The 12,765-nt window shown below is 50.8% G+C and carries 18 protein-coding genes and 1 tRNA gene; 15 read left to right on the top strand and 4 right to left on the bottom strand.

Annotation, left to right across the window (positions count from 1 at the left end; genetic code table 11):
- The first annotated feature begins 40 nt into the window (after positions 1–40).
- From BQ2674_RS04240 to BQ2674_RS04180, 13 genes are all read left to right on the top strand, one after another.
- Entirely contained in the window at positions 41–1,216 is a 1,176-nt protein-coding gene (locus BQ2674_RS04240; RefSeq protein WP_075572599.1) for a phosphoribosylaminoimidazolecarboxamide formyltransferase, read from the top strand.
- A gap of 97 nt (positions 1,217–1,313) precedes the next feature.
- The gene (gene ylxM / locus BQ2674_RS04235) at positions 1,314–1,643 is read left to right on the top strand and encodes a YlxM family DNA-binding protein (protein WP_075572598.1); all 330 of its coding nucleotides are present in this window, start codon (positions 1,314–1,316) and stop codon (positions 1,641–1,643) included.
- A 32-nt stretch (positions 1,644–1,675) separates the two neighbouring features.
- Positions 1,676–3,025 carry a signal recognition particle protein gene (gene ffh, locus BQ2674_RS04230; RefSeq protein ID WP_075572597.1) on the top strand — a complete coding sequence of 450 codons (1,350 nt, stop codon included), beginning with the start codon at positions 1,676–1,678 and terminating at the stop codon, positions 3,023–3,025.
- A gap of 47 nt (positions 3,026–3,072) precedes the next feature.
- Complete coding sequence (gene rpsP / locus BQ2674_RS04225) at positions 3,073–3,342, top strand: 30S ribosomal protein S16 (RefSeq protein WP_075572596.1); 270 nt, start codon at positions 3,073–3,075, stop codon at positions 3,340–3,342.
- Between the two features lie 15 nt (positions 3,343–3,357).
- Complete coding sequence (locus tag BQ2674_RS04220) at positions 3,358–3,585, top strand: KH domain-containing protein (RefSeq protein WP_075572595.1); 228 nt, start codon at positions 3,358–3,360, stop codon at positions 3,583–3,585.
- 9 nt (positions 3,586–3,594) lie between these two features.
- Entirely contained in the window at positions 3,595–4,002 is a 408-nt protein-coding gene (locus BQ2674_RS04215; protein WP_075572594.1) for a YlqD family protein, read from the top strand.
- A gap of 7 nt (positions 4,003–4,009) precedes the next feature.
- Positions 4,010–4,513 carry a ribosome maturation factor RimM gene (gene rimM, locus BQ2674_RS04210; RefSeq protein WP_075572593.1) on the top strand — a complete coding sequence of 168 codons (504 nt, stop codon included), beginning with the start codon at positions 4,010–4,012 and terminating at the stop codon, positions 4,511–4,513.
- Positions 4,510–5,247 (top strand): tRNA (guanosine(37)-N1)-methyltransferase TrmD, encoded by a 738-nt coding sequence (gene trmD / locus BQ2674_RS04205; protein WP_075572592.1) that lies wholly within the window; start codon positions 4,510–4,512, stop codon positions 5,245–5,247. The genes rimM and trmD overlap by 4 nt, the downstream gene beginning before the upstream one ends.
- Positions 5,244–5,816, top strand: coding sequence for an RNA methyltransferase (locus BQ2674_RS04200; protein ID WP_075572591.1), 573 nt, complete (start codon positions 5,244–5,246; stop codon positions 5,814–5,816). Before trmD ends, BQ2674_RS04200 begins: the two co-directional genes overlap by 4 nt.
- Before the next feature lie 17 nt (positions 5,817–5,833).
- A complete protein-coding gene (locus BQ2674_RS04195; RefSeq protein ID WP_075572590.1) occupies positions 5,834–6,574 on the top strand; it encodes a YebC/PmpR family DNA-binding transcriptional regulator in 741 nt (246 codons plus the stop codon).
- A gap of 84 nt (positions 6,575–6,658) precedes the next feature.
- Positions 6,659–8,188 (top strand): methylmalonyl-CoA decarboxylase subunit alpha, encoded by a 1,530-nt coding sequence (gene mmdA, locus BQ2674_RS04190; protein WP_075572589.1) that lies wholly within the window; start codon positions 6,659–6,661, stop codon positions 8,186–8,188.
- Positions 8,189–8,201: 13 nt separating this feature from the next.
- Entirely contained in the window at positions 8,202–8,633 is a 432-nt protein-coding gene (locus BQ2674_RS04185; protein WP_075572588.1) for a hypothetical protein, read from the top strand.
- Between the two features lie 27 nt (positions 8,634–8,660).
- Positions 8,661–9,098: a biotin/lipoyl-containing protein gene (locus BQ2674_RS04180; RefSeq protein ID WP_075572587.1), complete on the top strand. Its 438-nt coding sequence runs from the start codon at positions 8,661–8,663 to the stop codon at positions 9,096–9,098.
- 56 nt (positions 9,099–9,154) lie between these two features.
- On the opposite strand, the gene BQ2674_RS04175 is transcribed toward BQ2674_RS04180, so the two are convergent.
- The 3 genes from BQ2674_RS04175 to BQ2674_RS04165 form a co-directional block, all read right to left on the bottom strand.
- On the bottom strand, positions 9,155–9,796 hold the full coding sequence (locus tag BQ2674_RS04175; protein ID WP_235828814.1) for a YigZ family protein: 642 nt from the start codon (positions 9,794–9,796) through the stop codon (positions 9,155–9,157).
- A gap of 56 nt (positions 9,797–9,852) precedes the next feature.
- Positions 9,853–9,929: transfer RNA gene (locus BQ2674_RS04170), tRNA-Val, on the bottom strand.
- Positions 9,930–10,026: 97 nt separating this feature from the next.
- Positions 10,027–10,443 carry a hypothetical protein gene (locus BQ2674_RS04165; RefSeq protein WP_075572585.1) on the bottom strand — a complete coding sequence of 139 codons (417 nt, stop codon included), beginning with the start codon at positions 10,441–10,443 and terminating at the stop codon, positions 10,027–10,029.
- 561 nt (positions 10,444–11,004) lie between these two features.
- Here BQ2674_RS04165 and BQ2674_RS08360 point away from each other — a divergent pair.
- Positions 11,005–11,220: a hypothetical protein gene (locus BQ2674_RS08360; protein ID WP_143696398.1), complete on the top strand. Its 216-nt coding sequence runs from the start codon at positions 11,005–11,007 to the stop codon at positions 11,218–11,220.
- Between the two features lie 37 nt (positions 11,221–11,257).
- Positions 11,258–11,506: a hypothetical protein gene (locus BQ2674_RS04155; RefSeq protein ID WP_143696397.1), complete on the top strand. Its 249-nt coding sequence runs from the start codon at positions 11,258–11,260 to the stop codon at positions 11,504–11,506.
- A gap of 176 nt (positions 11,507–11,682) precedes the next feature.
- Here BQ2674_RS04155 and BQ2674_RS04150 read toward each other — a convergent pair whose 3' ends face one another.
- Positions 11,683–12,591 carry a DMT family transporter gene (locus BQ2674_RS04150; protein WP_075572582.1) on the bottom strand — a complete coding sequence of 303 codons (909 nt, stop codon included), beginning with the start codon at positions 12,589–12,591 and terminating at the stop codon, positions 11,683–11,685.
- Between the last annotated feature and the right edge of the window lie 174 nt (positions 12,592–12,765).

The following is a 12,765-nucleotide window of genomic DNA, read 5'->3' as shown; positions in this document are numbered from 1 at the left end:
GTGTCCGTGTAATTGTCAGTTACGGGAGGTAAAACATAACATGAAGGAAATGGTATTAAAGTACGGCTGCAATCCCAATCAGGCGGCAGCACGCATTTATATGAATCACGGCGGCGACCTGCCCCTTGAAGTACTGAACGGCCGTCCCGGCTATATTAACCTTCTCGACGCCTTAAACAGTTATCAGCTCGTGAAGGAATTGAAGGAAGCGATACATTTGCCGGCGGCTGCGTCGTTTAAGCATGTCAGCCCGGCAGGGGCGGCTGTTGCAACGGACATGAGCGATACATTAAAGCATATATACTACGTGGACGACTTGGAACTTTCGCCCCTGGCGACAGCCTACGCGTGCGCCCGCGGTGCCGATCGCATGAGCTCGTACGGCGATTTTGTCGCCCTTTCCGATACGTGTGACGCCGCAACGGCAACGCTCCTGAAACGGGAAGTATCGGACGGTGTTATTGCGCCGGACTATACGGAGGAAGCCTTGGAAATTTTAAAAACCAAGCGCAAAGGAACGTACTGCGTATTGAAAATTGACAAAGACTATAAGCCGGCCCTCTTGGAGCATAAGGACGTATACGGCGTTACGTTCGAGCAGGAGCGCAATGAGGCGAAGATTACGACGGACTTATTCAAGACGAGACCGACAAGGAATAAAGACATCCCCGAAAAAGCGCAACGCGATTTGTTAATCGCCCTGATTACCTTGAAATATACGCAGTCCAATTCGGTATGTTACGTAAAAAACGGTATGACCGTCGGCGTCGGTGCAGGCCAGCAGTCGCGCGTTCACTGCACGCGTCTTGCCGGTAATAAGACGGATATTTGGTGGCTCCGTCAGCATCCGAAAGTATTGGCGCTGCCTTTTAAAGAGGACGTACACCGTCCCGACAGGGATAACGCCGTTGATGTTTACCTTTCCGATGATTACGATGATGTCCTCGCCGACGGCGCATGGCAGCTCGTCTTCACCCGTTGCCCCGTTCCCCTTACGCGGGAAGAAAAGAAAACCTGGCTCGGAGAACTTCACGGTGTGTCCCTCGGCAGCGACGCGTTCTTTCCCTTCGGCGACAACATTGAACGGGCTCATCGCAGCGGCGTCGATTATATCGCCCAGGCAGGCGGCTCCGTGCGAGACGACCATGTCATCGCCATGTGTGACAAGTACAATATTGCCATGGCCATGACCGGTCTTCGCCTCTTTCATCACTAAGGAAAAATAAGCCTTTTTGCGTGACAAGTAAAAATACTTGACATGTGAAAAGGCTTTAGTATATACTGACACAGTATGATGCGAAGGCGGTGAGCATATGGTAGAAGATGTTGTGCGCATGGGACGGTTGCTTGATATGTACGCACCCCTGTTGACGCCGCATCAGCAGCTCTGTATGAAGCTGTACTTCTGCGAGGACTTGTCGCTTGCCGAAATTGCGGCGGAACTCGCCATTTCCCGCCAAGGCGTGCATGATTTGCTGCAGCGTGCTTCCCAGAGTCTGGAGCACTATGAAGCAAAGCTGCATTTGGCCGAACGGACGGAGCAGATAGAGGAACGTATAGGAGCGGCTGCGGCACATCTTGAGAAGGGGACCGACGTCGACTTGGCTGCAGCAAAGCGGATTTTGGCGGATCTTGAATTATAGATGACAATATGATTGGATAAAGGAGGCGACCTATGCCGTTCGAGAGTTTGTCCGAACGCTTTCAGGCGGCCTTTAAAAAGCTTCGCGGCAAAGGGAAGCTTTCTGAAGAAGACGTCAGTGAAGCGCTGAAAGAAATGCGCCGCGCTTTATTGGAAGCGGATGTTAATTTTAACGTAACAAAAGATTTTATTAAACGGATTAAAGAAAAAGCTGTCGGCGAAGAAGTATTCAGCAGTCTGAACGCGTCGCAGACGGTTATCAAGATAGTTCGCGACGAATTGACGGAACTTCTCGGCAGCACGCAGAGCCGCATTACCATTTCTTCACGGCCGCCGACGATCGTCATGCTTGCCGGCCTGCAAGGGGCAGGTAAGACGACGACTGCCGCAAAGCTTGCGAAGAAGTTCGTCAGTCAGGGGAAGCATCCTCTCCTCGTTGCCTGTGACGTGTATCGGCCGGCCGCTATTGAGCAGCTTCAAGTGTTGGGCGGCGATTTGGGCCTTCCCGTCTACACGGAAGAGGGCAGCGCCGATGCCGTAGCGATTGCGCAGCATGCCGTTCCTTACGCGACGAGCCATTTGCGTGACGTCGTTATCATCGATACGGCCGGGCGCCTACATATAGATGAAACTCTTATGGATGAACTCGTCCGCATCAAAGAGGCCGTTCATCCTCACGAAATACTCCTCGTCGTCGACGCCATGACCGGTCAGGATGCGGTTACGGCCGCATCCGCCTTTGACGGCGCCCTCGGCATTGACGGTCTCGTCATGACCAAGCTTGACGGCGATGCCCGCGGCGGTGCGGCCCTGTCCATCAAGGCCGTCACGGGGAAGCCGATTAAGTTTATCGGCGTCAGCGAAAAAATGGACGGCCTTGAAGAATTTCATCCTAATCGCTACGCGTCGCGCATCCTTGATTTGGGTGATGTGGAGACGATTATTGAAAAAGCCCAGGCCGCCTTTGATGAAGAAGCCGTAGCGGACATGCAGAAAGTCATGCGCAACAGTGCATTCACGTTTGACGATTTTCTCAAGCAGCTGCAGATGATCAAGAAAATGGGTAACCTCGGCGGTATCCTGAGCCTTATTCCGGGTATCGGCAAGTATAAGAAAGAGTTGGATAAGGTCGATATGGACGGCAAAGAATTTAAACGCATTGAAGCGATTATAACGTCCATGACGATAAAAGAAAGAATGAGCGCCAATCCGAAACTGCTCATTAAGGACAGTCGTAAACGGCGCATTGCCAATGGCAGCGGTACACGCGTACAAGATGTGAACCGACTGCTCAAACAGTTCACGGAGTTTCAAAAAATGATGAAACAGGCTCAAAAATCGCAGAAAAAGGGACGCAGGTTTATGCCCAAGCTCCCGTTCTGATGTAAGCTCCCGCATAGTTGGGGAATTCTGTGAAGGAGGTGAAAATAATGATTAAAATTCGTTTGGCACGCTTAGGCGCGAAAAAGAAACCTATTTATCGTGTTGTTGTAGCAGATGTTCGCAATGCCCGCAACAACGGTCGTCCCGTTGCGACAATCGGCATGTACGATCCCGCCAAAGACTTGGCGGAAGCTTTGACGGTCGATACGGAAGCCGCATTGGCATGGCTCGGCAAAGGTGCTCAGCCGACCGACACAATCCGTTCTCTTTTCAAAAAAGCCGGTATTATGGCTCAATTTGAAGCATCCAAGAAATAAGTGAGGGCGCATACGATGGAAGAGTTGATTGCATGTATTGCCAAGGCGCTGGTTACACAGCCCGAGGCGGTTACAGTAACAAAGATTCAAAAAGCGGATCTCGAAGTCTATCGGCTTCACGTAGCGCCGGATGATATGGGTAAGGTCATTGGCAAACAAGGCAAAATCGCGCGAGCATTGCGCCTTGTTGTCAAGGCCGCAGCCGTACGCGCCGACGTGAAGGTTGCCGTAGACATCGTCTAGGGAGGATTCATGGATCAGATTACACTTCGTATTCCTGTCGTCATCAAATCGAAGGTGACGCAGGAATTGAAAGAAAAGATACTGAAAGAAACGGATCAAATATTGACCGACATTGATCGGGAAATGCAGAATCTCGAATTTCAGGCAAAACGCATGATGGCCGAACAGGCCAAATTGGACGCACAAGGCCTGATTTCCCTGCGTGCGCAAGTGGAAGAGCAGAAGCAGCGCCTCGCCGCGGCAAAAGAAAAGGCGCGCAATGACCGCAGCCAGGCGGAGCAATTGGAAATCGGCTCCGAAATCAGACAGGGCCAGTTGGAACAGACCGTTACGGTCAAGATCGGTGACGATCTTAATCAGCTTATGGGCACGGAGATTTTGCTGGAAGACGGCAAAATCACGGCCTTTCGCCAATAAGTGACCGATGACTGAAGAAGAATTTTTTACAATAGGACAAATAGTTGCCCCGCACGGCGTGCGGGGTGATGTTCGTATTTATGCGGATACGGATTTTCCCGAACGATTTTTGAAAATGACGTACGCCTATATTGACGGTATGAAATACGATGTGGAAAATGCACGCTTTCACAAGCGGGTTGTCCTCATGAAGTTTAAAGGTGTTGATGACCGTGACGGCTCGGAGCGCATGGTGGGCAAGGAGATTCAAGTTACACGTGAAGAATTGATGCCCCTGCCGAAGGGGAGGTACTATGTGTTCGATATTATGGGGTGCGCCGTCTTTGATACGAGCGGTACACGTCTCGGTACGATTACGGATGTTCTCAAAACGGGCAGTAACGACGTATATGCCGTTACCGGCGAAGACGGCGAAGAAATCTTGCTTCCCGTTATTCCGAGTGTCATCGTGTCCGTTGACATTGAAGCGAAAAAAATCGTCGCCGATCCGCCGGAGTGGGCCGACTCATGAGGATAGACATTATTTCTCTTTTTCCCGAATTTATCGAGGCCTTTTACGGGCACAGCATTATCGGCCGCGCCCGTGCTGCAGGCCTGATGGAATTTGACGTGACCAATCCGCGCTGCTTTACGTATGATCGTCACCGTATGGTGGACGATACGGTATATGGCGGCGGCTGCGGCATGCTCATGAAGGCGGGCCCCCTCTTTGCGGCGGTCGAAGCGGTGCGGCGTCATGTACCGAAGCGGCGCGTCATCTTTATGGGACCGGCAGGCACGCAGTTTACACAGGCCAAGGCTAGAGAACTGGCGGCATATAACCAGATCATACTCATTTGCGGCCACTATGAAGGTGTTGATTATCGCGTGGAAACGAAGCTTGCCGACGAAACCGTTTCCGTAGGCGACTATATCCTTACGGGCGGGGAACTGCCGGCCATGATCGTTGCCGATGCGACGGCCCGCATGATACCGGGCGTTCTCGGTGCGGCTGCAGGCGCCGCGGAAGACTCCTTTGCCGCGTCCCTCTTGGAGTACCCCCAGTACACGAAGCCGGCAGTTTTTCGGAATCTTGCCGTGCCGGAAGTGCTCTGCGGCGGCGACCATGCCAAAATTGCGGCATGGCGGCGCAGAGCATCTCTTATGCGTACGGCGAAGGTGCGTCCCGACTTATTAAAAGAGGCCAACCTGTCCGAGGCGGATGAGGCCGTGCTTACTGAGATAGAGCGGGAGATGAGGGAATGAGCGCACCTTTATATGTAGGACTTGTACATTATCCCATATATGACAAGAATTCTAACGTCGTTGCCACGGCAGTGACAAATTATGATTTGCATGACATTTCGCGCTCGTCCAAGACGTACGGAGTGAAAAAATACTATCTTATCCACCATATTGAAGGTCAGGTGGATATGATTCAAAAAATATTGTCATTCTGGCGCGGCAAAACCGGTCGGGCTTACAATGCTTACCGCACGGAGGCCTTTAATCTCGTCGAGATTAAAAAGTGCGTAGATGAGGCCGTTAATGCCGTGACGGAAGCCGAGGGCGTACGGCCGTATGTTGTTACGACCGATGCCAGGACTTATGCCGACACGATTTCATATCAAAAATTGCGTCAAAAACGGCAGAGCGAAGAGCGGCCGATTTTACTTCTTTTCGGTACAGGTTACGGTATGACGAGGGAAATGATGGAAAAATTTGACTATATTCTGGAGCCGATACACGGCACAGGTGAGTATAACCACCTTTCCGTCCGCTCGGCAGTCGCCATTATTCTGGACAGACTGGCCGGTGAGGCGTGGTGGCAGTGAAAGGGAGGAAATAGCGTATGTCGGGACATTCAAAATGGGCCAACATCAAACGAAAAAAAGGTAGAAACGACGCCGTTCGCGGCAAAATTACGACGAAAATCAGTCGTGAAATAACCATTGCCGTACGCATGGGCGGTGCCGATCCTACGGGCAATATGCGCTTGAAGCTGGCCCTGCAGAAGGCTAAGGAAAACAACATTCCTAAAGAAAACATTAACCGTGCCGTTCAAAAGGGAGCAGGTACGCTCGAAGGACAGAGCTATGAAGAAATTGTTTACGAAGGCTACGGTCCGGCAGGTGTGGCGCTTACGATTAATGTTTTGACGGATAACCGCAACCGGGCGGCTGCAGACGTGCGCCATATTTTCTCCAAGTACGGCGGCAATATGGGGGAAACGGGCTGCGTTGCCTGGATGTTCAAGAATAAAGGCATCTTTGTCGTCGCCAAGGACGCGGCAGATGAAGACACGCTCATGGAACTTGCTTTGGAAGCCGGTGCCGATGACATTAAGAGCGACAGTGACGCCTTTGAAATCATTACGGCGCCCGAAGCATTTGACGACGTTGAAAAGGCGCTGGCAGACAACCATATTCCGACGGAGCATGCGCAGATTACAATGGTTCCCGACAATATGATCACTCTCGGCGGGGAAGACGCGCAGAAGCTGGAAACTATGATCGACGCCTTTGACGAATTGGATGATGTGCAGGATGTATATCATAACGGCGATATGCCTGATGACACGGATGAAGAATAAGCAGGCAAAATGCTTAATAATGTATTATAATAGAAAGCAAGTAATCAAATGATGTCCTCAGTGCAACAGTAACGGAGGTAAGTAATGGCTACAGTGCAGGAAAAAATTGACCAATTTCATCAAAAGCTAGCAAAGATTGAAATGGGCGGCGGTCAAAGCCGCATTGACAAGCAGCACGAAAAAGGTAAATATACGGCGCGTGAACGCTTGGAACGGCTCTTTGACGCCGGCAGTTTTACGGAAATCAGCCAATTTATTCGTCACCGCAGCGTTAACTTCGACATGCAGAAGAAGGAAATACCCTGCGACGGTGTCGTTACGGGCTACGGTACGATCGATGGCCGTCTTGTCTATGCCTATGCCGAGGATGTTACCGTCGAAGGCGGCTCTCTCGGCGAAATGCATGCCCATAAAATTTGCCAGGTTCAGGAAATGGCCATGAAAATGGGTGCTCCCGTTATCGGTATCAACGATTCGGGCGGTGCGCGTATACAGGAAGGTGTTGATGCCCTTGCCGGTTTCGGGCGTATTTTCATGAACAACACGTCCGCATCCGGCGTCATCCCGCAGATTTCCGTTATTATGGGACCCTGCGCGGGCGGTGCCGTGTACAGTCCGGCCCTGACCGACTTCATCTTCATGGTCAAGAACACGAGTAATATGTTTATTACGGGACCGACAGTCGTCAAATCCGTAACGGCTGAAGAAGTGACGGCCGAAGAACTGGGCGGTGCCGTAACGCATCATACCGTTTCCGGCGTGGCTCACTTTGCCTGTGAAAACGAAGACGATTGTATTGTACAGATTAAGCGCCTTCTTTCTTATTTGCCGAGCAACAATATGGAAGAAGTCCCCCTCGTGGAAACGGACGATTCACCCGATCGTACTGATGAAAGTCTGAATACCGTCATTCCGGAAAACAGCAATATGCCTTATGATATGATTGACCTCATCAAGGCGACTGTTGACAAGGGTGAGGTCTATGAAGTCTTGCAAAACTACGCGCAAAACGTCATTACCTGCTTTGCCCGTTATGACGGACAGACTGTCGGTATCATTGCGAACCAGCCGAAGTTTCTTGCCGGCTGCCTCGATATTAACGGTTCCGACAAGGCGGCGCGCTTCATTCGCATGTGCGACAGCTTCAACATTCCTTTGGTCACCTTTGTGGACGTACCGGGATTTTTGCCGGGAACGACGCAGGAGTTCGGCGGTATTATTCGCCACGGTGCCAAAATGCTCTATGCGTATTGTGAAGCGACGGTGCCTAAAGTGACCGTCGTTGTGCGCAAGGCTTACGGCGGTGCCTATATTGCCATGTGCTGCCGGCAACTGGGTGCAGATATGGTCTTTGCCTGGCCGACGGCGGAAATTGCCGTCATGGGTCCCGACGGTGCGGCCAATATTATTTTTAAACGCGATGCCGACAAGGAAGAAAAGAAAAAGGAATACATCGAGGAATTTGCCACTCCCTACAAGGCGGCTGAACACGGCTATGTAGACTGCATCATTGAACCTAAGGAAACGCGGCCGCGTATTATTGACGCCCTGGCTATGTTATACAGCAAGCGTGAAGAACGGCCGGCTAAGAAGCACGGTAACATTCCGCTGTAAGAGGAGGAAAAGGATGGACGAGTCTATTTTTGCTTATACGGACATCATTTTGACGATTCAAACTGCCGCGGTACTTATTTTGCTCATTGCCTTTCTTTTCTTGCTCAATCGCTTTAATGCATTGCAAGTCCGGCTGAACCGCCTGGAAGAAGCGACTCGAAAAGAGGAGAAGCCGGCGGCTGAGGGAAAAGAACCTGCCGCGGAAGGCGGTGAAACGGCGGATCAGGAAACAGCTGCGGTACGGTCGGCGGAAGTACCGGCAGAAGCTGCGGCGGTGCCCGTGCAGATGCCCCGTGCGGATGGTGTTGAGCCGGAAACGGTGGCGGCCATCATGGCGGTTCTTGCGTCCTGCGGCTATGTGCCGCTGGCAATCAGACCGGTCAGAAAGAAGAAAGAGTACAATGCGCACTGGCGTATGGCAGGCCGTTTGGCCCGTATGAAATAGGAATCAATTGAGATCACGGAGGACAGTATGAAAAAATTTAAAGTTACCGTAAACGGAACGGCCTATGAGGTTGAAGTAGAAGAAATGGGCGGTGCTTCTGCTGCCGCACAGACTTCGGCACCTGCAGCGATACGGCCCGTGAGCGCGGCTCCGGCAGTTCATCCTGCCGCACCGACAGCGGTTCCCGAACCTGCCGCGGCGGCAAGTGAGTCTGCGGCGTCGCCTGTTCCGCCGGAACCGATTCCGGATGACGCGATTCTCGTCAAGGCGCCCATGCCGGGCAAGATTTCGGCCGTCAGGATGACGAGCGGCACCGTAACGAGAGGGACCGTCATCGTCGTTCTCGAAGCTATGAAGATGCAGAACGATATTTCGGCTACGCAAGACGGCGAACTTATTTCCGTTCGTGTAGATGTCGGCGACAGCGTCAAGACCGGTGATATTTTGGCGGTTATTAAGCCTTAACATCAGACAAAGAGAAAACTCCTTTTTTCATCGAATAATCGAGGAAAAAGGAGTTTTTATGTTTGTCGCCGGCGCGGTACCGTTTCTTCCGTTTTGTTAGTGACGGTTAACGTGCCGTTTGTCTTATCCATGAGAACTGCCGTAATTTCGGATATACGGTCGGACGGAATTTCTATGGTGAAGGAAACAGAGTCCGTGAAGTTTCGGTCCCGAACGGGGACGGCAAAATCGCCGGCAAGTTTCTCGATGACGGCTACGTAGGAGTAGTCCGCCTGCAACGTAAGAACGGTGCAGGGGACGTAATCGTCGACGGGCGCGGCGGTTATTGCGGCCCGAGCCGCTGTCATATAGGCTCGGATGAGGCCGCCCGTGCCGAGTTTGATGCCGCCGAAGTAGCGCGTTACGACGACGAGCGTATTCGTTAAGTCCCCGGTCTTCAACACTTCGAGGAGCGGTTTTCCCGCCGTGCCCGACGGTTCGCCGTCGTCACTCGCTTTTTGCATGCTTACGGGCATGCCGAGCTGATAGGCGTAGCAGTTGTGACGTGCGTCCCAGTATTTCTTTTTTATCTCCGCCAGGTGCCGCTGTGCTTCTTCTTCCGACGTAACGTGAAAGACGTTGGCAATAAAGCGGGATTTTTTTACCGTATATTCGCCGCTTGCCTGTCCGCAGACGGAAGAATATATTGATGTCGCCACGAAGTCCTCCGTAAAATATAAAAAATCCATCGCGTGAACGATGGATCCGAAATGCGTGGTGGTCGGTAATGGATTCGAACCATCGACCCCCTCGATGTCAACGAGATACTCTAACCAACTGAGCTAACCGACCGTGTGAATACTTCATAAGTATACAAGAAAATGACGATATGTGTCAAGTTTTATGACTGCAAAGTAAACTCTCCTCTAAAAGTGTCAAGTTAAATATTTTATTGAGTAATAAGTTTACTTACAAGCTCTTCCATATATTTCAAATAGGCTTCACAGTCGCCGAGAAGCGTCTCCAACTCATCATCGTTTATATGTTGGATATTGAATATATCCGTTACGGCATTCTTTCGGCCGTCCATATCATAAACCCGTCTGTATACGGTTTTGCCGTCTTTTCCCTGATAGTCTATTCGTTTATGAATATAAATATCTATGCCCTCACCCAGACAGTTATAGGAAAAGGTCTGGTAGTCAAAGAAAATGGTATAGTTGTTAATTGATTTTCGTAAATCGTGCTTGAACTTCCGGTATTTATAACCTCTGTCAGCAACTCTTTCGGCAAGCAATTTATAAAAATCCTGATAAATTTCCTTAACGCTGTAATTTTCCTGATTTAATATTGGCCTGTCTTCCATGATAAAGCACCATCCTCGCTAAATCATTTTCTCTGAATATAATATTTTGATGAATTTATAAGATTGTCCCGGCTGAATATCTTATTTTATATATTAACGAAATATTAGATAAAAGGTAAATTAACTCTTCCTGCAGCGGTGAATGTATCGTCGTTGTCAGTCCGGATTAAGATATACTTTGTAAGTAGTGATTACTAATTTCAGCTTGATTCATATTTTACAGGCATGTTACAATATATTCAACATATGCAATGGTCGCATATGGCGCATGAGCGGCACGCGATACCCGAGAGATATTTCCTCACAAGGCACGGCAAGCTTTTCACCATAATATAAACGATCTGAGCGTATGTTTTTTATTTAGACGATTACAATTTTATGTGCAGCAGAGGAGGAAGCGTTCCCAATCCTCGAAAAATGGATGGAGGACAACAAGGGGAAGCCCGAGGCGGAACTCCTGCGCGTGCATATGAATGATCTGCGCGTGCCGGCAAGGGGGAGGCGCGCCTGCGCGGCGTCTATCTGCCCTATCGGCTCTTTCAGGGGCCGTTCTCCCTTACCGTGCGGCGCGCCCAGGGCAGCGAGCGCGAATTTGCGGGAGAGAGCTTTCTGAATCACAAGGCGATCGTCACCTCGGACAACCTGCCGAACGATCTCCTCGACCGCGTCGAGCCGATCCTTCTGACGGTGCTTCTTTACCTCGCGTGGCTGGGGCCCATTACCTTTCCCGAGGCGGGGAAGTCGGGCGCGGCGGTATTTCTCAAGCGGGTCCTTTGATAGAGAGCGGCTGGGGCTCCTCATGGCATGGGAGTTCGTGGCGCTGCCAGCCGCGCTCCTCGGATGGATGCGGGTCGTGCGCGGAGCCATTTGCAGCTATCCGTACGTACGCCCGCTCACGGGCGGCGCGTGGCACATCGTGGAAGATGCGACGCCGATTACGGCTCGCATCAAGAGTGCCCTCGGCGCCGTCAAACGGGGCGGGTGCGGTTCTATCTTCTTCCTTATCGTTATACTGGCGCTGCTTTTACTTGGACCGGCGTTTGCGATGGTGTATGAATTATAGGCATGTTCCCGGTTCGGGGCGTTGATAAAAAATTAAAAAAGCTGTTGTACTGAAGCGTGTTCAACGCGGATACAACAGCTTTTTTGCGTTTGCCGAAGTCTTCTTTGGACAGAAAGTCGCCGTTGTTCATTCATGCGGCAAACAAGAACCGACCGGCCGTATTTTGATACAAGGTGCTACGAAGGTTTATGTGCCCTGTTACGCTCACAAATGACACGGCTCGGTAATTGTGCCGTTACGATACCGAACGTCATGAGGACGGCACCGAAAAGTTCCGCCGTCGTCAGCTGTTCGCCCAAGTAAACGTAACCGGCCATAAGGCTGAAAATCATTTCCAAGCTGCCGATAAGGGATGCTTCCGTAGGGGACAGTCCTTTTTGACCCAGTATTTGCAAGGTAAAGCCGACGCCTGTAGAAAAGACGGCGCAATAGGCCAAGGGCCAAGCGACGGTGCGGATGATGTCGACAGTCAAGGGCTCACCGACAATGAACATGGCGATGAAATTGAAGAAGCCGCAGACGATGAATTGGCCGACAGCCAGCCTCAGACCGTCATAATAACGGACGAAGATGGAAATGGAAATAATATGAAAGGTCCAAAAGAATACACCTGCCAGGGTAACGGCATCGCCCAGATTGATATCTTCAAGGCCGCCGCCGTAAACGGAAAGAAAATATGTTCCCGCCATGGCAACGGCACAGCCGATGAGATGTGTCAGGCGCAAGGCATTGCCGAAGTAAATTCCGGCAACGGGAACGCAGACGATATAAAGGGCTGAAATAAATCCCGATTTTCCGGCTGTCGTATACGCAATGCCGAACTGCTGCAGCGCGGCACCGGTAAAGAGAAAGAAGCCGAGAATACATATAGCGCCTTTCAAGGAAACGGGAGGGCGTTCTTTTTTCGGCAACGTCGGTTTTTCGGAGCCTGAAAGGAAGGTAAGCGGTAAAAGAGTCAAGGCGCCGAACCAAAAGCGAAGACCGTTAAAGGCAAAGGGCCCCATAAATTCCGCACCGATGCGTTGAGCCACGAATGCACAGCCCCAGACAAGGGCGGTAATAAACAGAAAAATACGGTAGCGCATAGAAAAACTCCTCTGCATTCATCATGTCGCAACAGGATGACAAAGTAGTATTATTATAACATTATTCGGGTGATAATGCATATGATGAGTTAAAGGCATTGCTTATTCAAAGAAATACGTAAAATGTATAATAAATATCAAAAACACATATATTCTCTTTATGCAATAGCGGTA

It is taken from the genome of Megasphaera coli (genome assembly GCF_900095855.1).
Lineage (GTDB): Bacteria > Bacillota > Negativicutes > Veillonellales > Megasphaeraceae > Megasphaera > Megasphaera massiliensis_A.
Note: the sequence above shows the minus strand (reverse complement) of the source record. Positions and strands in the feature narration are given on the sequence as shown.

Bases quoted from the DNA above. Each gene is read 5' to 3' on its own strand.
- BQ2674_RS04195 (WP_075572590.1), top strand. From the start codon at position 5,834: ATGTCGGGACATTCAAAATGGGCCAACATCAAACGAAAAAAAGGTAGA.
- BQ2674_RS04180 (WP_075572587.1), top strand. From the start codon at position 8,661: ATGAAAAAATTTAAAGTTACCGTAAACGGAACGGCCTATGAGGTTGAA.
- BQ2674_RS04150 (WP_075572582.1), bottom strand. From the start codon at position 12,591: ATGCGCTACCGTATTTTTCTGTTTATTACCGCCCTTGTCTGGGGCTGT.
- BQ2674_RS04185 (WP_075572588.1), top strand. From the start codon at position 8,202: ATGGACGAGTCTATTTTTGCTTATACGGACATCATTTTGACGATTCAA.
- BQ2674_RS04200 (WP_075572591.1), top strand. From the start codon at position 5,244: ATGAGCGCACCTTTATATGTAGGACTTGTACATTATCCCATATATGAC.
- BQ2674_RS04165 (WP_075572585.1), bottom strand. From the start codon at position 10,443: ATGGAAGACAGGCCAATATTAAATCAGGAAAATTACAGCGTTAAGGAA.
- rpsP (WP_075572596.1), top strand. From the start codon at position 3,073: ATGATTAAAATTCGTTTGGCACGCTTAGGCGCGAAAAAGAAACCTATT.
- trmD (WP_075572592.1), top strand. From the start codon at position 4,510: ATGAGGATAGACATTATTTCTCTTTTTCCCGAATTTATCGAGGCCTTT.
- BQ2674_RS04220 (WP_075572595.1), top strand. From the start codon at position 3,358: ATGGAAGAGTTGATTGCATGTATTGCCAAGGCGCTGGTTACACAGCCC.
- ffh (WP_075572597.1), top strand. From the start codon at position 1,676: ATGCCGTTCGAGAGTTTGTCCGAACGCTTTCAGGCGGCCTTTAAAAAG.
- BQ2674_RS04240 (WP_075572599.1), top strand. From the start codon at position 41: ATGAAGGAAATGGTATTAAAGTACGGCTGCAATCCCAATCAGGCGGCA.
- ylxM (WP_075572598.1), top strand. From the start codon at position 1,314: ATGGTAGAAGATGTTGTGCGCATGGGACGGTTGCTTGATATGTACGCA.
- BQ2674_RS04215 (WP_075572594.1), top strand. From the start codon at position 3,595: ATGGATCAGATTACACTTCGTATTCCTGTCGTCATCAAATCGAAGGTG.
- mmdA (WP_075572589.1), top strand. From the start codon at position 6,659: ATGGCTACAGTGCAGGAAAAAATTGACCAATTTCATCAAAAGCTAGCA.
- rimM (WP_075572593.1), top strand. From the start codon at position 4,010: ATGACTGAAGAAGAATTTTTTACAATAGGACAAATAGTTGCCCCGCAC.